This window comes from Coleofasciculus sp. D1-CHI-01 (assembly GCF_040218875.1).
GTDB lineage: Bacteria > Cyanobacteriota > Cyanobacteriia > Cyanobacteriales > Coleofasciculaceae > Coleofasciculus.
Map to the genome: position 1 here is coordinate 25,392 of NZ_JAVJQP010000134.1, position 21,471 is coordinate 46,862.

Here is a 21,471-nt window from a genome sequence, read left to right on the forward strand (position 1 = left end):
GGGAGATGGGGGAGATGGGGAAGTCAACATAAGACGAATGACGAATGACATAAGACAAATAACAAATGACATAAGACGAATGACAAATGACATAAGACAAAGGACAAATGACGAATCAATTTAAATCAGCGGTTGTCGCGTCTAAGTTAACGACAGCTTGTATCAAATTTGACAAATACCTGGCGAAAATAAATCGAACGCCTCTAACTGAAATTCGTCAAAAACTACGACAGGAACTTAATACCTATCGCCATCAAGGAATGCTGAGTGTTGTCGTAGTTGGACAATATGGCGCAGGAAAATCTACCCTGATTTCTGCGTTGACAGGGCGACGAGATATTGCCATTCATTCCGATATGACAACGGATCAGATCACCCGTTATAATTGGCAAGGAATTGAGGTCATTGATACCCCTGGACTCTTTACAGAACGGCAGGATCATGATGAAATAACCTATAGCGCGATCGCGAAGGCGGATTTGTTGATTTTCTGTCTCACCTCGATGCTGTTTGACGCGATAACGGTGGAAAATTTTAAGCAGTTAGCCTACCATAAGGGCTATCGCTGGAAAATGATGCTGGTGATTAATAAAATGTCCGAGGAAGCGGGTGATGACAGTGAAAAAATGGCAAACTACCGCCGCAGTTTAGGTGAGGCTTTACATCCCTATAATCTGGATGAGTTTCCCCTATGTTTTATCGATGCCAAAGACTACTGTGAAGGAATCGATTCTGGGGATAAATTTCTCAGAGACGTGAGTCGTTTTTCCACATTCATTCAGACATTGGATACCTTGGTCGAACAGCGAGGGTATTTGACTCGCTTTGATACCCCGATTCGCATTGCTTTAAGCTGTGTAGATGACGCGCAGTTGCATATCAGTCGTACCACCGCACAAGATGCTGTATTTTTAGAGATACTCACCCGCCTAACTCGCAGTCTACACCAAGAAGGCGATCGCCTGCGAACTAAAATTCAGGGGATAATTCTGCGCCTATCTGCTACGATTACTCAAGAAGGCGATATCCTGCAAGTAGCCTTGGGTAGTCAACTGAACTTTGAACAATTGACTCAGCGGACTGAACTGAATATCCAAAACCATTATGAACAAGCTTGCGAAAAAATAACCAATACCCTAAACCAGACGATGATATCCCTACACCAAACTATCTCGACAATCCTAAAAGGAAATTTGGTGCAAATTTTACTGGAATCGTGGGAACAGGCTAAACAGGATAATGACAATTCAGGTAATTCTAAAAAGGCACAACGCATCCATCGTCAATTGCATTGGTTGAAAAGCTTTAGGGATACCGTTAAGGCAATGTCAGAAAACTATCCTCAAAATTTAGCCGAGTTTCAAGTTAAACCTTGGCAGTCGGTAGAAGCGATGACTCCAATTATCCATATTTCCCACTTCTTAAGTTCGGCAACGAGCATTTTCTCAGAGAAACCTGAACCGGATACTGGGGAATACCCAGGGCATAGAGAAAAACAAATGAACGATATTATCCGTTATATTACCAGTCAATTTCAGGCAATTGCTAAACATCTAGAGAATCAAATTAACGCTCAACTCTGGACTGTAGAACAACAAACCTATCGAAAACTGGAGCAACAGATTGGGGTCAAACGGCAGCAGGAACTAGACGCGATCGCGGGTTATAACAAAGACGTAAAACAATTAGCTGAAATTCGTCGTGACTTTGAGCGAATTTTGCAGTATATTAGCAAGGCGACAGTCGATTCCTCGACTTCCTCAGGAACCTTCCTCAGGAACGGGTGAGGGGTGATTTGGTTCTTACTTTTCACGGGATTTGGAAAACCTCTCTCCAAACCTCTCTCCTGCGAGGAGAGAGGCTTTGAATTCTCCCCCTTTTGAAGGGGGACGGAAGGGGGATCATAAGGGCGACGGGAGGGGGATCTAAAAGGGGGGAACGAGGGGGCTAGGGGGTTAGGTCTGATCTAGATTTTTCTAGATGGCGTGAAAAATCAGGATTTGGTTAGGTGGGAAATCAAGAAGGTTATCATGGAGTTAAATACATTTTCTATTTATGCAAAAAACTCAGACAAGGGTCAACAGGTAAAAAGCCAAGTTGAGAAACAAGGATTTGAATATTCTGAGACTTTTCCTGACTTTATGATTACAGTAGGAGGAGACGGGACTTATTTAGAAGCGGAACGAATGAAACAGAGTTGGCATTGGCTTTTGGATAGCACACCCATTAATAAACTCCCATGCTGGAGAAGACTCAATATTGGGTTGAGACAGAAACTCAGTTAGTGGGGTAGTGATGACTGAACTCATAAAACACCCTCCGTTACAGGAAACCTCAAAACTTGGTCGGGGCGGGTTTAGTTAAGTTAGGGGTTTGTGCCGAAACGTTATGGGTAAAACCCGCCCCTACAGATTGGCTTCTCAGACGCTTCAAAAGCGCGTCTCTACAATCCCCGCACCTCTTAACTACCAATACCCAAACGCACCGCTAACGCTGGCGTGAAAGGAATCAATGTTGCCACCATTAAAAATAGCGCCACTAAGCCTAAAATAGCTCTCGTATCATCCGGTTCGGTAATTTCATTGAGACTCGGACGCTCCAAAGAACGCTGCAAAAACAAAATGATAATTGCCCAATACAAAATCAATGGATTCGAGGGATTTGCTAATGCCACAATTCCCAAGATGACCAATGTCGCAATCGTCGTGCGGCGAGCCGTTTTGCGTCCATAGATAGCCTGAACAACCCGCCCCCCATCTAACTGTCCGGCTGGCATTAAATTCAACGCACTAATCACTAACCCCAGCCAACCCATAATAGTTAAGGGATGAACATCAACAAGGGGTGCTTGCAGAGAATTCCCCAAAATAATCCGGGCTAACCCACCAACCAAAACCGAACCTTGGAAAAATTGAGCCGGAACCTGAAAGGTACTGCCTTGATGAGACAAAACCAAGCCCAACAGCAGTAGGAAAACAGACGCAATCCCACCCGCCGCCGGTCCAGCTAAGGCAATGTCAAACAAGGCTTTACGGTTAGGAACCAATGATTCAAAGCGGGTAATCGCCCCAAAGGAACCAATTTGTAAACTGGGAATAAAAAATGGGAAACTCAAGCGAACCTGATGACGCCGTGCTGCCCACAAATGACCGAGTTCGTGTACTGCCAAAACTGTGCAAATCCCCAAACCTAAGGGCAAGGTTTCCTTCACCCGTTCAGGTGCAGTAAACAAATCAAAATTGAGCAAAAATCCAGCCGCTTCTAAGCTAGTCACAATGGTAGCCACCAGCAACACCCCCGCCAAAATTTTCTGGGGAATCGTTAGCGGTTGCGGATCATTGCTACTGGGTAGAACAATCACCACAGGTTTTCCTTCGGGATCTTCAACTAAAAAGAGTCGGTAGCGGTCATCCAACCGTTGTTCTAAACTGGCAGATAAACGGGAATGCACCGCCTCAGGCTCACCGCCACGCAGATTCCCCTTAAATATCACCCCTTCCTGGTAGGGAATGGTTTCTGTGGCAAAGAATGTATCGATACCAAAAATTCCCTGGATAGTCTTCAGATCTTCTGGCGAAATGGGTATAACTTCAGTCCCTGCCGGACTACTACTCTCTGGTGATGGGGCGGTTGCTGAGGTGTCTTCTTGCGGTGATGCATTTTGACTGTCGTTGGGATCAGATTTCTCATGGAGTAACTGGTTGGCACGCTTCTGCAAGACGGCATCTTGACCTTCTTCCCGCAACCGTTTGCCGAGGAAAATATAGATCCCGGTTGAAACCACCAATAAAAACAAGATACCAACAATATTCAGATAAATTCCGGCAGCCAATAGGACAAAAAATATCAGCCAGGGAACCGTCAACACGAGGGACTGCAACCAGGCGAGGATGCCGAGTCTGCCGTAAGTTCTGGCACGCCTATATCCCCAACCGATGACACCAAGGGCGACAAGGAGAAGTAAAACTGTTGCAGTCGTCTCTGATCCGTTGAACATGTTTAATGAAACTTGTAGCAGCAAAAGCCAATAGTTCTACTGTAGCTGAGTAGGGAAGCTGCGGAAAGTCGCTGTTGATGAATCACTCACCACTGTTCTGGTAACTGAGTAAGGCTTGTCTGAGATTTCCTTGCTGTTGACTCAACAGGCGATCGCAGACTGGGGCATCTTCTCCTGTCCAGTGCATCAGCAGTGCCAGTTTCACCCGGCGTCCGCTGCGTTCGAGTAAAAATCCGGCTTCGTCTCGACTCAGGTCAGTCAGGTCTTGTAGAATTCTTAAGGCACGGTCATGGAGTTTTTTATTGGTGACGGCGACATCAACCATGCGATTACCGTAAACTTTGCCGAGTTGCACCATCACACCCGTAGACAGGATATTTAATGCCATTTTGGTCACAGTTCCGGCTTTTAAGCGTGTCGAACCCGCGAGAATTTCTGGACCGACGAGTAAGCGAATATCTAAATCCACCTCATAACTGACTTGTTCAGCAGGGACACAGGCAAGCAAAATTGTCGTAGCGCCGCGTTGTCGTGCCGCTTGCAACGCCCCGCGTACATAGGGTGTTGTCCCACCTGCGGTAATGCCAACCACGACATCCAATTCCGTCACCTGACGGTGCGCGATCGCTTCGATGCCATCTTCTTCACGATCTTCCAAGTTTTCTGAACTTCGGATTAACGCCCCGGCGCCGCCAGCGATAACGCCTTGTACCAGTTCGGGATGTGTACAAAAGGTGGGAGGACATTCAGCCGCATCCAGTACCCCTAAGCGTCCGCTAGTCCCTGCACCGACATAAAAGAGACGCCCTCCTTGTTTCAGGGCTTTTGCCGTGCGCTCAATGGCTTGTGCTAGTTGAGTTCTAACGGCAGCGATCGCCCGAATCGTTTCCTCATCCTCGCGATTAAACAAATCCACTAACTCTAGCGAGGTGAGCTGGTCGAGATTTTGACTTTGAGGGTTTACCTGTTCCGTTAGCAGATAACCTCGTTCCTCCAACTTTTTCATCTGATTTATTGTAAGTGTATTTCCGAACTACATTAAGTTCTGTAAATATTCCTCAAACCCTTAAGTAATGACAAATGACAAATGACGATCCCCACCGTTAACTTGAAATTTTCTCACCCACTTACAAAAGTCCCTCTAGCTGACGGCGAATTCGATCCAGATCAGACATCTCTGGTTCTTGAGTTGGCGTCCCATCAGGTTGCCAGTCTGTTTTTTCCACATTTGTTTCCGGCGGTAATGCCAACATCCCGGTTTCAACGAGTTGGCACTCATAGCCGGCACTTTGGCAGAATTCTTCAATTTCCTCAACCTCCAGCGCTTCCACAGAAGGATTGGGGAAATCCTGGGCTTCCAGCATCCCGCCAAAACGGATGGCGTCATCCTCTGACTCAAACATCAACACCACATTGCGATCGCCGATTTGCAAGGTGTGAATCCCCTCGTTTTCGCTACGAGCATTGAATAAGAGAACATAGACTTGTTTCGGTGCAACCATAACCTATTCAGATGGGAGTGATCGACAGACAAAAAAATCGTCTTTACCCAGAATATCGGTTTAATTCCCTTAATCACCAGCTACTCGACCATAACGAGCGATAAACCTCTGGCTGGGGTGCTGTTGATGGCACAACCACGCCCACATCTGATCGCCGCAGCAGAAGTGCCACCACTCCCCTGGATGACGCTGAAATCCTGCCTTTTGCATGATATCCCGTAACAATTGCCGATGGGCATGATAGGGGAGGTGCAATTCTTGGGCGTAATAATCGGGATCAGAACGGGGTGAGAGTTCGTCAATCTCCGATCCCATGTCAATCGTCTCATCCTTCTCATTAACAAGCGTAATATCCACGGCTGCACCCGTACTATGAGGTGGTGGGGTTAAGGGATCAGGACTCGGTAATGCCCAAATTTTATATACTTGCTGCCATATTTTCTGGCGTTCAGTTTCCGATAGAGTCGCTGGGTTGATGTTTTGCGATCGCACCACTTCAGCGAAGGTATGATTAACCATAAATTCCTGAACCGCGACAGGACGATAGGCATCAAAAATCAGGATACGCCAACCCGGACATCGCTGTTGCAGGTCATGTTGAGCTGTGATTAATGCCTCTAACACTGTCTGGCGCAAATGGTAGGGAGACGTCTTCCCATAAGGAGCGCCCAGTTTTTCATAAGCATGAAGGGATTCCACCGCGAACCGCTCCAAGGGTATGGGAACGAGGGGTTCTCCACAGTCTCGAATCGGAATCTGGTAATAGGGTTTCATTGTTTTTGTCCGTGATCATTAGTCCTTTGTTTTTTAGACTAATGACTCAAGACCGGTACAAGAAATCCCCTGACCGTCAGAACAAGCGCTCAGGGGCTAAAGAATACAGTGTTTCCTCTTAGAACATATCCAACTCAAAGAGCGAAATAATCCGTATATTTCCGGAAATTTGCTGGATAGTTCGTTTGTATTACCGTAGAAACACGGAGAGTATTGTATCTTTTTATAAAGAAATATTAAATTAATTGAAGATGACGGACTTTCACGGTAAGACCTGCAAGAAAAAAGGACTTACGTTTAGACACGGAGATACTGCTTAGATAACTCAATGACGTAAGTCCTTGATAAGTCGTATGTGCTTAACTACTATTGTGTATTTCTACTTACGTAATTTCCTCAGCAATAGTAATGATTCTTAATACGCAATTTAGCGGATTTATCTTTCTTGGCGAAATCTGTAAAACTCACCTCTACAACTGGGCGGGCGCGAGTAGAGACGTTGCATGCAACGTCTCTACAATGGTGCCGAAAGTCCTAATCGATGTGTCTACTGCTATAAGTTATCAGTGTGTGCCAAAACGTTATCTGTAAAACCCACCCCTACAAATCGGCTCCCCCAGCTCCCCCAGAGCCCGTCTCATCCTTAGGAGTTGCGTCCGGAATCGGATCATAACCCCCCGGATGAAATGGATGACAGCGTAAGATGCGCCGCAGTGCGAGGTAACTTCCACGCCAGGAACCAAAGCGTTCAATGGCTTGTAGGGCATAGGTTGAACAGGTTGGATGAAATCGACAGGTTGGCGGAAAGATAGGGGAAATTAAAGTTCTGTAGGCTCGAATCAGCCAAATTAATAAAATTTTCATCCTGTAATAGAGTGTTATAGGCACTCCTCTGTTATTCTGTGTTTAACTCTTGTTTGACTCAATACCTTTGTTAGAATCAATTCCGGTGCTATGGCTCCACATTAGTATTGTGGCACTGGGGCTAGGTGTGATTGTGCTATCCGCTGAGACACTCCATCGCCGGACTTCTACGAATTCAGAATTAGCCCGCAAAGTTGTTCATATCGGTACTGGCAATGTGATTTTGGTGGCTTGGTGGTTACAAATTCCCGCCTGGGTTGGTATAGCCGCATCCCTAATCGCTAGCGCGATCGCACTTTTGTCGTATTATGTGCCATTTCTGCCCGGTATCAACAGTGTGGGACGTAGAAGTTTTGGTACATTTTTCTATGCAGTGAGTATGGGCATCCTCATCGCCTGGTTTTGGTCGCCCCATCAATTCCACTATGCCGCTATTGGCATTTTAGTCATGACCTGGGGAGATGGACTAGCGGGATTAATTGGTCAGCGATTTGGGCAGCATAAGTACCAAATCTGGGGGATGACAAAAAGCTGGGAAGGTTCTTTGACGATGACTCTCATCAGCTATGGGGTCAGTTGGTTAATTCTAGTTGGGGTTCAGGGTAATGTTTGGCAAACGTGGTTACTCCCTATTGCTGTGGCGTTAGGGGCTACAGGTTTAGAAATGTTCTCAAAGTGGGGCATGGATAATCTTACCGTACCTGTAGCCAGTGCTGCTTTGGCATTTTACCTTCATCAACTGTTTCCCTTAGTCTGAGTTTTGATTATGTAGGGCTTGCTGCATGAATGTAGATGATATACCAAACAAGGGTTTCCAGCCATTTTTTGACCCAACAAATCCAAGGTTTTGGTGCCTAGACGGTCAAAAACCTTGCAATGCAAGCCTAAAAGCAGCATCTCCCTCATCTCTCTCATCTCTCCCATCTCCCCCAGCTCCCCCAGCTTCCCCAGCTTCCCCAGCTTCCCCAGCTTCACCTGCTTCCCCAGCTCCCCCAGCTCCCCCAGCTTCCCCTGCTTCCTACCCCCACCACCAGACTCCCTGAAGCAACCCCTATGTAGGGGCGGGTTTAAGTCAGTGACATTCGCTTAAAAATAGTCCTGATTGCGGCAATAGCGATACAAGCGATACCCCCTATTTCTAATATCCAGTTCATCCTTAATCCGACCACTTGCCAACCTATCAAGGCATCAATATGATGAAAGGATGAGGCGCGAATGACAATAAAACAAGAAAGGAACATTAAACCTAAAAGCGCTAACCGATAGGTTTGCCGTTCAGCATAGATAGCGCGTCCAATTACCGAAACTAAAACTAACGCCGCCATCACAATTCCTAGAATAAATTGCGTCTGAACCATCCGACGCTGCTGATACCAACCCTGAGATAGGGCTAATTCCTTGCCTACTACAGTCACCAAAGACTGTAGATCTAATTGCTTATTAATACCCAGCAATAATAAAAGAATGGCGAAGAATCCCCATAGCCAACGAATTTGACTCACTCGCTGTAGAGGGAAGACGAGCCGATGAGGTAAGGCACTGATCAGGCACAATAACGCTGTGATAAAATACGCCACGACTGTAAACCAGCCCATAAACGTAGGATCACCGATTCCGGGTTGCCAGTGACCATTAATAATAACTGCGAAAAGTTGCATCCTGTGTAGAAAAAAGTTTTAAGTTTTGACGACAGTTGGAAAAGGTTGAGAACGAATAGCACCGATGTCAGCGAAGTTCGTAGTTGCGCTGTCTTCGCCATCAGCGTTGGTATAGCGCTACGCACCAGGGAATAGGCAATAGGCTTTCTTGCAATAGTGAAGACAAAAGCTTATCTTACAAGGGATTGAGCGATTTGAATTTTTCTGGATATGTCCTAACCTTAGTGTGTAGTGCTATATCACTGACTACAAACCTTTCACTACAGTTGTTTGGGGTAAGATTTGATTGGGTCATCCAGTTTTTTGGATTTATCGTTCCATCTTAACTTAAGATGAATGTCACTGACTTAAGGATGGTGGGCAATGCCCACCCTACGATAGATAAAGGGTTTTGGCGCTCCCCAAATGCTTAAGGAGCGTTCTATTCAACCTAAGATGGGCTGCTCAAGTATTTCTGCCGCGCTGCACTAGCGACTCCGTACCTACGTCGCCCCGCTATCCCTCCCCGTGATGGCGCGTGGAGGACAGGGATTCCCGCGATTCATGTTGAGTTTTAATTGTGTAGGGGCGGGTTGATGAACTTTCGCACAAGCTATTAATGATAACGTTTATTCAAAACCCGCCCTAGCCGAGTTTTAAGTTATGAGTTTTGAATTATGAATTTAAAGTCCTTGTTCCCTGTGCTACGAAAAATGACGGAGCGTGCTTGGCGCTTCGCGAATATGAGCAATCACCCATCCTCCATCACAAATTCCCAATCCCCAATCCCTAATGAAGCTATACTGCTGACGGATGAATTGCTCCTCTATTACAAACGCTGTCGGCGTCGAGCGTTTCTCGATTATTCGGGTGATCCGAGTCAAAAAGATCCGCCCCAAGATTTTCTGCTGAAACTGCGCCAAGATAGTTCGGCGCATCGGCGAGCTATCCTCAAAAGCGCAGAATACGAGGAAAGCTATGGTTCTGCGGGAGAAAGTCCACTCCTATCCTTATTACCGACTGGAGCCAACCTGACACCGATACAAACCCCTAACTATCGGCGAGATGATTGGCAAGCGGGAGCGCAGGCGACATGGGAGTTGATGCAGCAAGGCGTCGATTGTATCGCTAAGGGACTTTTGCTCAGGCAAACGGTTGAGGGAGTCACGCTGCTGGGTTCTCCTGATTTATTGCTCAAACAGCCAGGACACTCGATTTTCGGGGATTGGATGTATGTTCCAGTCTCGATTAAATTCGGCAGGCGGGCTAAGGCAGATTATCAAATCATCGCCGCGTTTCATGCCCATCTTTTGGCTGAAATACAGGGAAGTTTACCCAGTCAGGCTTGGTTAATTTTACGGCGTCGAAATGCCTACTCGGTGACTCTGGATAAATGGCTACCCTTGATGCAGGCGGAGTTGGCAGACTGTATTCAAACTCTGCAACAACCTCAAGCGCCGGAAGTCTTTATCTCACGGCAAAAATGTGGGCTTTGCCATTGGCATAGTAGCTGTTATGCGATCGCGCAGTCTCAAAAGCATATTTCGTTGATACCCGGTGTTACGCCAAAGCGCTACCAGAGTTTACAGGAGTTAGGGATAACGACGGTAGAATCCCTTGCCCAAGCTGAGATTAGCACCTTGGCTTATGAGTTTGGCAGCGAAGTGGGATTAAATTTAGTGCAACAGGCTCAATCGATTCAGCACAATCGGGTGATTCTGCGTCAGAGAGTTGAGCCAGCTAGGGAGACTCCACCATTCGACAGGTTGACGGAATCGGAGAACAATGCAAATGGTGCTGGAGTTAATTCTTACTCAGAGTTTCAGCCTTCCATGAGATATACGGATCGATTACCTCAAGCCTCTGTCGAACTCTTCTTTGATATCGAGGCTCAACCCGACTTAAACCTGGACTATTTACTGGGTATCTTGGTAATTGATCGCTCCACCAATACCGAGACATTTCACCCCTTCTTGGCAGAACATCCCGACGATGAAGCCCTCATCTGGCAGCAATTTTTAGAGTTAGTGTGGCTCTACCCCGATGCTCCCATCTTTCATTTTTCTGATTATGAAGTCGAAACCGTCAAGCGCTTAGCTAAACTTTACAAAACCCCTTTCACCCAGCTACAGCCCTTACTGTCGCGCTTTGTCGATGTTCATCAGCACGTTATGAGTACCGTAACCTTACCCGTGGAAAGCTATTCGCTCAAACATTTAGCGCGGTGGTTAGGCTTTGAGTGGCGCGATGCGGCGGTAACGGGTTCTCAATGCGTCTGTCTCTATGAACAGTGGCTGACAACAGGCGATCGCACGGTACTGGAGATTATTCAACGCTACAATGAAGATGATTGCCGTGCTACTTATCACTTGAAGGACTGGTTATGCGGATTTTTGCAGGCAAATGCTCCCACCTCTGCCTGAAGAATACGAAGTTATGCAAAGATTTCTGAAAAAAACCGAACTGGTTATTAATATTACAATTTTCTCTAATCAATCAATGTTAGCGTAGATAACATTGAGGGTTTCGCAGTCGTTGAATCAGATGGAAGCCCTCTAGGAACTTTTAAGAGGTGATCGCTATGCTTCCTATCTTCCTGATTCTTTTGCTCAGCGCCATCGCAAGTCTTTGGCTGTCTTTACGCGCCTCTCACGAAGTTTCCCGGGTTTTAGCTATAGGTAGTGCTATATTTTGCTTAATTTTTGGGTTTGCTATGGCACCATGGGCTATTCAGGTTTTGATTGTTCTGTCGCTTCTGGGGATCGAACGGTTATATCCCTTCCGGAAAACAGCCGCTGAATTGGTTACTCTTTCTCCGACCAAAAGACGATGATTTGTTTGTTTAGGTCTACTCCAGACTATCATGCATTCAGCCAGGGAGTCTACTCCCCCAATCTATAACAGAAAAAATTTAATAAATAGAATGCCCCAGCTTTAACGCTGGGGTATTTTGACTGTTTCGGCTTTGCGGGCTGACCCATCAAAATAATCTTCGGTGACCTTGGCGATAAAATCTATTTTTCCGCAAGTCCCTTATTCACCAACCCCTACGGATTCAAAGGTTTAACGGCTAAATCGGCTAACGTAATCGTGAAATTTTGTTGCTTTTCAGTAGCGACAAAGGTAATAATCACCTCACCAGCAACCGCCACCGTCAGCATAACTAAATTTCGCGCCAAGGGATAATCACAAATATCATCATTGACAGGTGAGGGAACGCGATAATTATCGTTCCAAATGATTTCCGCATAGTCACTCGCTAATCCCAGATGCAAACAGGGAATCTGCACTTGTTGACAATAGTCTTTCACCGCTTGACGGGCGACACTATTGTCAAAGGTATCGATCACTAACTGACTATCCCGAAGTAATTGAGAACAGTTGTCCGCCGTTAGTTCTTTGGCACGCCCATCGACAGTGATACCTAATGCACGATAGAGCGTATTTGTCAATATCTTAGTTTTATAGGCACCAATATCAGATTTGTAATAGGGTTGAGTGGAAAGATTGCGTTCTTCGATGCGATCGCGATCGATTACCCGTAACCTGCCAAACCCAGAACGCGCCAGGTTTTCGGTCAGATTTGCCCCCAGCGCCCCAGCCCCGCATACGGTTACCGGAAACTCCTGCAACCGTGTCATCAGGGCGGGTGTTCGATAGAGGTTTTCGTGAAAGAAAATAGACATTATCAATACAATTGGGCAATCACCGCATTCGCGACATAGCCAATGGCTAGTTTAAAACAACTAACCGTTCTCAATGACTTTAACAAAGCCATGTCGCACCCCATAGATTAATCGAGTCACCGCATCCTCATGATCGGAGGTAAAGGCATTATCCATCGGTGTGATCAGCAATTCATACCAGTCAGAGTGACTGATTTGACCCTTTTTCATGCTTTGAGCAAAGAGTTGACTAAAGTCAAATGAGTTACTGATTTTTCTCTGGTGCGCTTTTTTTGTCAGCATCTTATGTCTCTGGGCTTAATAGAGATTGTGGTAGACGATAACTAGATTGTAATCAAGATTGAGAGAAAGTTTCTTGAAAAGTTCGTAAAGAAATCTTTGTTGAACCCTTATGAAAATTAATACAGTATTTTCCCCCATCTGCTATCTTTGAGAGCAACTTGGTATTACTTCTAAGGCGGCGGTACTAGAGGCGGGCTTCGATCACACCAACGAGGGATTGTAAATCAAAGTCGCGATCGCAACCACTCAGACAGATTCCCGAACTCATCACGGTTAAATCTCCCTTAGCGATCGCAGAGGTATGACGTTCCCGATCACGAGTCATCCATTCCACTTGCCAAAACTCGCCGCGATCGCGAAAAGTCCGCAATCTCCCACCTCCCATCTGTAACGCATCCCGCAACTGTTGTTCATCGGTTCCCCCAGCTCCCCCAGCTCCCCCAGCTCCCCCAGCTCTCCCAGCTCCCCCAGCTCTCCCAGCTCCCCCAGCTCTCCCAGCTCCCCCAGCTCTCCCAGCTCCCCCAGCTCCCCCTGCTTCTCTCGCTTGACGCCGATGATGTTCTCGCTGCTGATAAGCAGGTGTTTGTTGCAATACCAACTCATAAACTGTCAGCATTTCCGGTGTCATTCCTGCAAACCGCACCTGATCGGGTAGAGTAACGTGTTCTAACTGTTCTCGTAACTGTTCAGTCGGCTGAGGTTCAGCGCGTCTGTCAATTTCATCAAACCAAAACGCCGTACCATCAAAACGGGCGATAATCGGTTCAAATGCAGCGCCTTCGCTAACTAAATGTACAGGTACAGGTTTAACCCTACCTAAACGTTGCTGCATATCCGACTCATTGATGGGATAGGCTAACCACGTTAATGAACGCAACGGATAAGCCAAGCGCAAACGCAGGGGTTTTAGTAATTTCAGATACTCCGCTAATTGAGGTAAACTCGCCTCTTCTACTACCTTAGCTGTCTTCTCATTCACCGGACGAAAAATAGCCCATCCTTCAAAATCACTCGGTTGAGGAGTAAACGTATAAATCAAATTAGCCACTGACGTGCGAACCTTTCCCCCTTGAACACAGGGAGCCAAAAACTCAGTATCTTGAAGTTGGGTTTCTTGGGCGGCTATTTCGTTGAGGAGGTTATCAATATCTGCCATTGTCAGTTATCAGTTATCAGTTATCAGTTGTCAGTTGTCAGTTATCGGGAGATGGGGAAGATTGTGTAGGGGCGGGTTTCACTACTATCTTTTTGGTTATACCCAGATGTAACTAAACCCGCCCCGACTGTACATCAATTATCAATTATGTTTTGATATGCCTCAATCATAGTTTGCGCGATCGCATCCCAACTATAATGCTCTAGTGCATAGTCTCTAGCATTGACCCCACGCCGCTTTTGTTCCCCAGCATCCCTTAGTGCTTCCCGTAACGTTTGCGTCAACGACGCCACATCACACCCACAAACCCATCCCGCCTCCGCCCCCTTCACCTCTTGGCAAATATGCACCTGATCTGAAATTACCACAGGAGTTCCCGCCACCATCGCTTCGGCGACAGCAATCCCAAAGTTTTCATAATAAGACGGTAAAACAAATAAATCTGCCTTGTGAAGCAACGCCGCTTTTACTTCCCCCTCAACGAACCCTGTAATTGTCGTCTGAGACGATAGCGACGACGCCTGAATCTGTTGTTGAATTTGACGTTCATACTCTGGATCTTGGGGATTCGCGCCCGCTAAGATAAACTGAAACCCTAACTCTTCAGCTAAAAGCGTTTCTAAAGCCGGAATCAGTAAATCCAATCCCTTCTTTGGGTCAATTCGAGACATAAATAATAGGATGGGGGATTGGGTAGAGACATTCTCTAGAACATCTGTAGGGGCGGGTTTAGGGACTTTTATTTCGCTATTGATGATATCGTTTGTGCAAAACCCGCCCTGACGTAGAGACGTTGCATTCAACATCCCTACATCCTCCGGAGGCGTAACCCCCAAAGGAATCACAATATCTGGCGCATTCGTACCAAACCGTTGGGAAATCTTCGCCTCTTGTTCACTGGTAAAATGAATCCCCGCCGCCCCAGCTAAATTAGCACATTCCCACAATCCCACATACACTTGTTTTAATCGCCGCTTCTTCTGTAAATCCGCCGGATCAAGCGTACCCAATGGACGCAAAATATAGGGTAAATTTCGTTTTCGAGCGACTGTCGCAGCAGCCGTACTCACAGGCGAAAATAAGGCGTGAATATGCGCCAGATCAAACTCCCCTGCATGTTGCCACAACCAACGTAATAAATCTAGGGAAAACTTATAACGCCGGAACGGAGAACACCGGAAATATCGCACCTGATAACCATCCTGCGACACAGGTTTATCTAAAGGAACATCCAGTGGCGCTTGACCAAAATCCCCATTACTATCCGTCGTCAATATCGTAACATCTACACCTTGATTCGCTAGCGCTTTAGAAAGCCCCAGCACCATTTGACTAGGACCCCCATAAACCAGCGAAACTGAAGGGACAATTTGTAAAATTCGCATTTTTGTCAGTTGTCTTATGTCATTTGTCATTTATTAGACTCGCCAACCAATAAGGTCGCTACGTCATATCATCGCCAATTATTTCCAAATCCTAAAAAAGCAAGTCCCAATCCTATAACCCCCTCTGCGTCCTCTGCGTAAACCTCTGCGCTCCTCTGCGTTTAAAAAATATAATTTTTATACCCCGTCTCATCATTCAATAAGTCTTTGATAAAAATCCAACAACTTCCGCGCCAAAGCCTTATTCGTATACTGGCTCATCGCCCGTTCATACCCCAACTCAGCCAACTGCTGCGCCAACTCCGGCTGTTCCATCAGCGATACCAACTTGCCACGTAACGCTTCTACATTTCCCTCCGGAAACACCAAACCCGCATCACCAATCACATTCGGAATTTCTCCCGAATCCGACCCAATCACTGACACTTTCGATGCCATCGCCTCAATTAAAACATGACCAAACTGTTCCTTCCAACCCGCCGCCGTTAACGTTTTAAACTTGTACGTCGTCTCAGAGGGTAGAACCAAAACATTCATCAAATTAATATAATTTGGCACTTCATCATGAGGAACACTCTCCACCCAAATCATCCGGTCTTTAATTCCCCATTCCACTGCCTTTTCCATTAACACGGTTTGCAGAGAACCGCGTCCTAACAGTAACCACTTCCAGCGATGTTCCTTTATACCCGCCAAGGCTTCCCCTAGCGTTAATAACCCTTTCTCCTCAACAAATCGCCCCACGAATCCGACGACAAACTCATCATCTTGAAGTCCTAACTTACTTTGTAACTCTGGCTGGGCTTGGGGACGAAATCGACTTTCATCGACACCCAATTGAGGCATAACGGTATAAGCCCCTTGATAACCATGCTGCTGGAGGACTTCAACCGCATCCTGATTTCCTGCAACGAGTCCGTGAGTATTCTGAAGGTTATAGTCGTGCAATATCGATAAAGGAAACTTCACTTGATAGGGTAAATTCCACCAGGTAAAGAATACATTTTTTGCCTTTAGCCCTAAAAGTTGATTCAAGGTAATGAGTTGGGCATATCCTAAAGCTTTTGCCCCTTGTTCAACTTGAATAATATGGGGTTTAAAGTCTCGCAATAAGGCAAGGATATCCGTGCCAAATGTGAGCAATCCCTGGTTGTTTTGGCTAAAGTTGGAGATAGGGACAACTCGAAATGAACCCTCTTGACGGGGTTGAGTTTCAATAATTTTATTTTGCACGCCCCCTGGACGCCAGCGACGGGGTACGACTACGGTGACTTCAATGTCAGGTTCTAACTTAGCAAGTTCCCGTAGCTTTTCGCAGTTGAGATCAACAATATAGGTATGACTAGCAACTAGAATTTTCATTTTTTTAGAGGGAATAGGGAATAAAGGAGATAAGGGAGATGGGAGAGATGGGAACAGTAGGGGTTTGGTCTCCAAACCCCATTTCTTATGTAGGGGGAGATGGGGGAGATAAGGAATTAACTCAACAGTGAGTCAGGGCGGGTTTTGTACCAAGGTTACTATCAATCACTACAAGAGAATCCCTAAACCCGCCCCTACAAACCGGGCTCCCTCCAGGGTTGCGAAGGGTCAAAACGTCCCCAATCAACCCTCAACTTTTTCATCCAACTCGGTATAAATTTGCCCTTGATCCCAACTGGATTTGATTTGAGTTTTCAGGGCGTCCATAAATCCGATAGTGTAGAACCCTGCACGAGTGACAATTTTAATTGGGGAACCACTCTTGTTACAGGGGGGATTTCCGAGAACGTGACAATCAAAAAGCTTGGCAAATAAGCGTAGCTGCTGACTGGGGGTAAGGTTTTTCAGCGCCATCAGGAAATGATTGTGGTAAAACGTGACTTGGTATTTTAGCGATCGCGTACTAATATCGTGACAACCACCCGTCTCTTCGCCTAAATGCACCAAAGAGGCATCGGGATCATACCAAATCTGATACCCCGTTTGCCGCAATCGCAGACAAAAATCCGACTCTTCCCGCACCGCACTCCCGCGAAATCGTTCATCAAACCATATCCCATGCTTAGTAAAAATCTCCCGACGGTAGGACATATTACAGCCTCTAGCGGAAATCACCCACTGCGGTTTAATCGTATGCACTAAGTCAATGTGATACCAGGCAATTCCGGGGTCCATCGCTTGAGGAGGTAAATCCTCGATTTCATAGTCTCCTTGATGTTTTTTCTGAGAATCGGCTAGCTTCATTCGGTCAAATACGCGCCCCGCAACCGCCCCAACCTCTTGACGTTCATAGTTACGGGCGTGGGCGTCTAAGTACCCAGCAGGCATTTTCACATCATCATCAATAAACACAAGAATTTCACCCGTCGCCCGTCGCACGGCATAATTTCGCGCCCCCGGTAGACTCGCCCAGTTCACCCGAAACCATTTAATTTTCTGGTCATTCGCCAGTTGTTGTAAATAAGTTTCGATTTCAGGTTTGTGCTTTCGAGTTTGATCAACCACTAAAATCTCAACATCGGCATACTCTTGCTTGAGTACATCTTCTAAGGTATCTCGCAAGGGTTCTTCGCGTTGGTAAGTGGGAATAATGACTGAAATTAAAGGCTCATTCACGGCTGTTTTTTTGAAAGGGTAATTGTTGATTGTTGATTGTTCATTGGTAATCCTCTTCCCCTGCTTCCCCTGCTTCCCCTGCTCCCCCTGCTCCCCCTGCTTCCCCTGCTTCCCCTGCTTCCCCTGCTCCCCCTGCTCCCCCTGCTCCCCCTGCTTCCCCTGCTTCCCCTGCTTCCCCTGCTTCCCCTGATACACTAGGAGGCTGATGGGGTAGCAATTCGTGGTTTAGAACCCTTTTTTTTACCGTTCTTTTGTACGTCAGGTTCATCCTCTTGTTGGATAAGTTTCTGTTTTCTCAGTTCCTGTCGGTCTATTGCTGGTAAAGCTAGGATTACCCCAGCAAAGAACCAGTAGTAGACTGCTACGGGGTCTGTATCCAAAGGATACCAATAGGTGTTATAACTGATAATCAAAACAAAAACCCAATAACTAGAGCCAAAACTACGTAAATTTTTGTCACGAACTGACTGTTTGGCTTTAAATGTAGTAAATGTCAAGTGCGTCACAAACGCCAAAAACCCTAGGGTACCGATCGTACCCATTTCAAAGATAAGTTTTGGATAATAGGTTTCAACCAGTGAAATATCCCCAAAGGTGCGAGTAGAATTCGTGGCTCGTCCTAAACCGTTTCCGAGCCATCCCTTGGTGTTATAAGTCGCCCATTCAAATTGCTCTTGAATAAACGCTTGTGGTGGTGAAGCCTCAGCACGCCCCTTAAAACTGTCAATCCGTTCCTGAACCAGTTCTGGGTTTGTGGCTAAGCCAATTCCTAGCAGCAAGGCGAGTCCCACGCCAATTGGAATAAACCGCTTTAAATTCGCGATCTGACCTGTCAGGATCAACAAAAGTATCGTAATAGCCGGAACCAAAGCTAGGGCAATTCGCTGACCGCAAATGACCGCATTGACAAAAACCAGTGCCATTCCCACCAAACCTCCAATTCGCCACAAGAAAGACGAATCGCTAAAGGCGGCGGCAAAGGTTAACGCACTATTGCCTATCAGAAACCAACCCCAGTGCCAAGGAGACACAAAGGTTCCTGGCAAGCGAATCATATTTTGTGATGGACTGTAAAGCAACGCCCCACCAATATAACAGCGAGCCTCTAAACTCGCTTTAAATAACTCAACGCCGGAGAGATGATCCGTACCTTGACAGATACCCTGCTTAAGCATCATGTACTGCCACAGCCCTAGGAGACAGCAAATAACTGCCAAACCTAGATGTAAGCGGCTACAAAATAGCAACTCCTTTTTACTTTTGAGCAAATGTTGAGCGCAAAAAATCAAGGGAGCATATCCCAGGAAAATTTTCAAGCCCAAAATCCCCTGAAGAAAGGGTTGTCCTGACTCTTTGCCTGTCAACTCTAAACCGTTGACAAAGAATAATGTTAACAGAGATAACACCAAGCAAATACTCAGTGTTGGCATCAGGCTTTGGGGAACAAAGAAGGGTTTCTTTTCGCGTCGGCACTGTTGATATAAGCCAATTAGGGCAGGAATATATAATCCATCTTTGGCTAATTGGAGTAGGGCACTACCTCCAAGCATATAAACAACCGTGCCGCTAAAGGGCATATAAATGAGAAATAGCCATAGTGCCTTGCGGGGATATTTGTAGGACAGACCAAAACAAGGTATGATTGCTCCGGCGATCACACCCATCTTCGGTTCAGCAACCACACTCGCGATCGCGCCTAGGAATATCCCCGGCAATAGCGTCATGAACAGCCATTGAATCAGTTCTTGGCGCTGCTTTTGCGCTTTACGCTTTTGGGCTAACTGCTCCTTTAAACTCAGGAGAGGGGCTTCAGACTGCTTTGATTGTTTTTTTCCTTTTTTTGAAGTTTTCGATTTTTTTGATTTTGATTTCGATTTCACCATGGCAAAGCTGTCAGGCTGCCCGTTTCTTTCGATTGTGGCACATCCACCAGTGAAGGTGTAGGGGAGATGGGGAAGATGGGAGTTGTAGGGGTTTGGTCTCCAAACCCCATTTCTTATGTAGGGGGAGATTAGGGAGATGAGGGAGATGGGGAAGATGGGGTGCCTTCTAACTTAAATGTTTTTCCACAACAGAAACCAGTTTGGCTGTCCAGTGAGTTGCCATTTGCGCTTCAATGGCTTCTACCATCACTCGGATGACGGGTTCGGTTCCCGATGCCCGGACTAACACTCGCCCTTGATCTGCCATCAGGGTTTGAGCTTGGGAAATGGCATCCATCAGAGGTTGACAGTCTTGCCAATGTAAACGGCGATCGCGGTTTTCAACACGTACATTGTGCAACAGTTGGGGATAGGTCTGGAAGCTTTGATCTACTAAGGTTTTCAATGAAACCCCCGACTGACGTACCAATGAGGCTAAATGCAAAGCCGTTAACATACCATCCCCAGTCAAGCCGTAATGGTAACAAAGAATATGTCCCGACTGTTCACCACCAAGCATAGCACCACTGCGATCCATTGCCGCTTGCACATATTGATCACCGACAGACGTTCGCACCAGTTTACCGCCAGTGGCTTTCCATGCCCGTTCAAAGCCCAAGTTTGCCATAACCGTGGCAACAATTAAATCATCGGGGAGTTGATTCGCTTGTCGTAATGTTTGTCCCCAGAAATAGAGAATATAATCACCATCAATGATTCGACCTTCACGATCAACTGCCATGACCCGATCCGCGTCACCATCAAAGGCAAACCCCATATCAGCCGACTGTTCTCGTACCGCGTTCTGGAGGGAGGTTAAATGAGTTGAGCCACAATTAACATTAATGCGATCGCCATCAGGTTGATTATGCAAACAGATAACTGTTGCTCCCAACTCAGAAAAGACTTGTTCAGCTAACCTCACCGAAGCCCCCCAAGCTAAATCGAGGACGATTTTCATCCCCTGTAAATGGGTTACAGAGTGCAGGGGACGCCGTAAGGAGTCCAGATAACGTCCCACTAATTCGGGTCGGTGATAATGCTGACCTTGGGTATGAGCAACTACAGCCTTATCCACTATACCTCGGATACCTGCCTCAATCTGTTGCTGCAATTCCCCTGGCAGTTTTGTCCCTTGAGCGCTAAAAAACTTAATCCCATTGTCTTCTGGGGGATTATGACTGGCTGAAATCATCACCCCACCCATCGCTTCTGAGAAACGGGTAAGATAAGCAACTCCAGGCGTTGGACATAACCCGATATTCCAAACCTCCAATCCCGCTAAGTTTAAGCCTTTACTCAGCGCCGATGCCAACATATCGCTGGAGTTTCGCGAGTCCTGTCCAACAATCACTGGACCCAATGCTGAGGCTTGCGAATGCAAGACCTGACCTGCCCAAAACCCAATTTGTAGCGCTAATTCAGCCGTAAGCAGTTCTCCTACTCGTCCCCGAATGCCATCCGTACCAAACAAGGGAGTCTTTGGCAGGGTTAACGATAAATCCGTTAGCGTTCCATGAGTTGCAGATTTGTATAGATGTCTGGGGGTAAACCGATGGATGTCCTGACGGCGGACAGGAGATGTAACCATAACTTGAATTTCCTCACACAACACAATACTGTGGAGGATAACACTTTCTTCTCGGGTTGTTACCCCATCGGGGTTAG

At 46.4% G+C, this 21,471-nt stretch carries 18 protein-coding genes and 1 pseudogene; 3 read left to right on the plus strand and 16 right to left on the minus strand.

Annotated elements, in window-relative coordinates; all coding sequences use genetic code 11:
• Window positions 1–107: 107 nt before the first annotated feature.
• Window positions 108–1,787, plus strand: a complete 1,680-nt coding sequence (locus RIB93_RS23930) for a GTPase (protein ID WP_446376345.1) — start codon at window positions 108–110, stop codon at window positions 1,785–1,787.
• Between the two features lie 396 nt (window positions 1,788–2,183).
• Here the strand turns inward: RIB93_RS23930 and RIB93_RS23935 are convergent.
• The 6 genes and pseudogenes from RIB93_RS23935 to yidD form a co-directional block, all read right to left on the minus strand.
• Window positions 2,184–2,309, minus strand: a pseudogene (locus RIB93_RS23935) (Uma2 family endonuclease); the annotation flags it as partial.
• 152 nt (window positions 2,310–2,461) lie between these two features.
• A complete protein-coding gene (locus RIB93_RS23940; RefSeq protein ID WP_446376347.1) occupies window positions 2,462–3,997 on the minus strand; it encodes a site-2 protease family protein in 1,536 nt (511 codons plus the stop codon).
• Window positions 3,998–4,079: 82 nt separating this feature from the next.
• Window positions 4,080–5,003, minus strand: coding sequence for an N-acetylmuramic acid 6-phosphate etherase (gene murQ / locus RIB93_RS23945; RefSeq protein WP_006098392.1), 924 nt, complete (start codon window positions 5,001–5,003; stop codon window positions 4,080–4,082).
• A gap of 121 nt (window positions 5,004–5,124) precedes the next feature.
• On the minus strand, window positions 5,125–5,499 hold the full coding sequence (locus RIB93_RS23950) for a DUF3110 domain-containing protein (RefSeq protein ID WP_446376349.1): 375 nt from the start codon (window positions 5,497–5,499) through the stop codon (window positions 5,125–5,127).
• A gap of 69 nt (window positions 5,500–5,568) precedes the next feature.
• Window positions 5,569–6,273 carry a M15 family metallopeptidase gene (locus RIB93_RS23955; RefSeq protein WP_446376351.1) on the minus strand — a complete coding sequence of 235 codons (705 nt, stop codon included), beginning with the start codon at window positions 6,271–6,273 and terminating at the stop codon, window positions 5,569–5,571.
• 600 nt (window positions 6,274–6,873) lie between these two features.
• Window positions 6,874–7,137: a membrane protein insertion efficiency factor YidD gene (yidD, locus tag RIB93_RS23960; RefSeq protein ID WP_446376353.1), complete on the minus strand. Its 264-nt coding sequence runs from the start codon at window positions 7,135–7,137 to the stop codon at window positions 6,874–6,876.
• A 49-nt stretch (window positions 7,138–7,186) separates the two neighbouring features.
• Here yidD and RIB93_RS23965 point away from each other — a divergent pair, with 49 nt between their 5' ends.
• Entirely contained in the window at window positions 7,187–7,894 is a 708-nt protein-coding gene (locus tag RIB93_RS23965; protein WP_446376355.1) for a diacylglycerol/polyprenol kinase family protein, read from the plus strand.
• A gap of 310 nt (window positions 7,895–8,204) precedes the next feature.
• Here the strand turns inward: RIB93_RS23965 and RIB93_RS23970 are convergent, their stop codons facing one another.
• Window positions 8,205–8,795, minus strand: coding sequence for a hypothetical protein (locus RIB93_RS23970; protein WP_446376357.1), 591 nt, complete (start codon window positions 8,793–8,795; stop codon window positions 8,205–8,207).
• A 722-nt stretch (window positions 8,796–9,517) separates the two neighbouring features.
• On the opposite strand from RIB93_RS23970, the gene RIB93_RS23975 reads away from it, so the two are divergent.
• Window positions 9,518–11,197, plus strand: coding sequence for a TM0106 family RecB-like putative nuclease (locus tag RIB93_RS23975; protein WP_446376397.1), 1,680 nt, complete (start codon window positions 9,518–9,520; stop codon window positions 11,195–11,197).
• Window positions 11,198–11,821: 624 nt separating this feature from the next.
• Here the strand turns inward: RIB93_RS23975 and RIB93_RS23980 are convergent.
• The 9 genes from RIB93_RS23980 to glmM all read right to left on the minus strand — a co-directional run bounded on the left by RIB93_RS23980 (window position 11,822) and on the right by glmM (window position 21,394).
• The gene (locus RIB93_RS23980) at window positions 11,822–12,460 is read right to left on the minus strand and encodes a ThiF family adenylyltransferase (protein WP_446376359.1); all 639 of its coding nucleotides are present in this window, start codon (window positions 12,458–12,460) and stop codon (window positions 11,822–11,824) included.
• A gap of 60 nt (window positions 12,461–12,520) precedes the next feature.
• A complete protein-coding gene (locus RIB93_RS23985; protein WP_446376361.1) occupies window positions 12,521–12,742 on the minus strand; it encodes a hypothetical protein in 222 nt (73 codons plus the stop codon).
• Window positions 12,743–12,926: 184 nt separating this feature from the next.
• Window positions 12,927–13,898 (minus strand): hypothetical protein, encoded by a 972-nt coding sequence (locus tag RIB93_RS23990; RefSeq protein ID WP_446376363.1) that lies wholly within the window; start codon window positions 13,896–13,898, stop codon window positions 12,927–12,929.
• Window positions 13,899–14,032: 134 nt separating this feature from the next.
• Window positions 14,033–15,283, minus strand: coding sequence for a hormogonium polysaccharide biosynthesis glycosyltransferase HpsP (hpsP, locus tag RIB93_RS23995; RefSeq protein ID WP_446376399.1), 1,251 nt, complete (start codon window positions 15,281–15,283; stop codon window positions 14,033–14,035).
• A 192-nt stretch (window positions 15,284–15,475) separates the two neighbouring features.
• Window positions 15,476–16,645 (minus strand): hormogonium polysaccharide biosynthesis glycosyltransferase HpsO, encoded by a 1,170-nt coding sequence (gene hpsO / locus RIB93_RS24000; RefSeq protein WP_446376365.1) that lies wholly within the window; start codon window positions 16,643–16,645, stop codon window positions 15,476–15,478.
• Between the two features lie 243 nt (window positions 16,646–16,888).
• The gene (gene hpsN / locus RIB93_RS24005) at window positions 16,889–17,881 is read right to left on the minus strand and encodes a hormogonium polysaccharide biosynthesis glycosyltransferase HpsN (protein WP_446376367.1); all 993 of its coding nucleotides are present in this window, start codon (window positions 17,879–17,881) and stop codon (window positions 16,889–16,891) included.
• 40 nt (window positions 17,882–17,921) lie between these two features.
• The gene (locus RIB93_RS24010; RefSeq protein ID WP_446376369.1) at window positions 17,922–18,098 is read right to left on the minus strand and encodes a hypothetical protein; all 177 of its coding nucleotides are present in this window, start codon (window positions 18,096–18,098) and stop codon (window positions 17,922–17,924) included.
• Window positions 18,076–19,764, minus strand: a complete 1,689-nt coding sequence (gene hpsL, locus RIB93_RS24015; RefSeq protein WP_446376371.1) for a hormogonium polysaccharide biosynthesis protein HpsL — start codon at window positions 19,762–19,764, stop codon at window positions 18,076–18,078. Before hpsL ends, RIB93_RS24010 begins: the two co-directional genes overlap by 23 nt.
• 166 nt (window positions 19,765–19,930) lie before the next feature.
• Window positions 19,931–21,394 (minus strand): phosphoglucosamine mutase, encoded by a 1,464-nt coding sequence (gene glmM, locus RIB93_RS24020; RefSeq protein ID WP_446376401.1) that lies wholly within the window; start codon window positions 21,392–21,394, stop codon window positions 19,931–19,933.
• Between the last annotated feature and the right edge of the window lie 77 nt (window positions 21,395–21,471).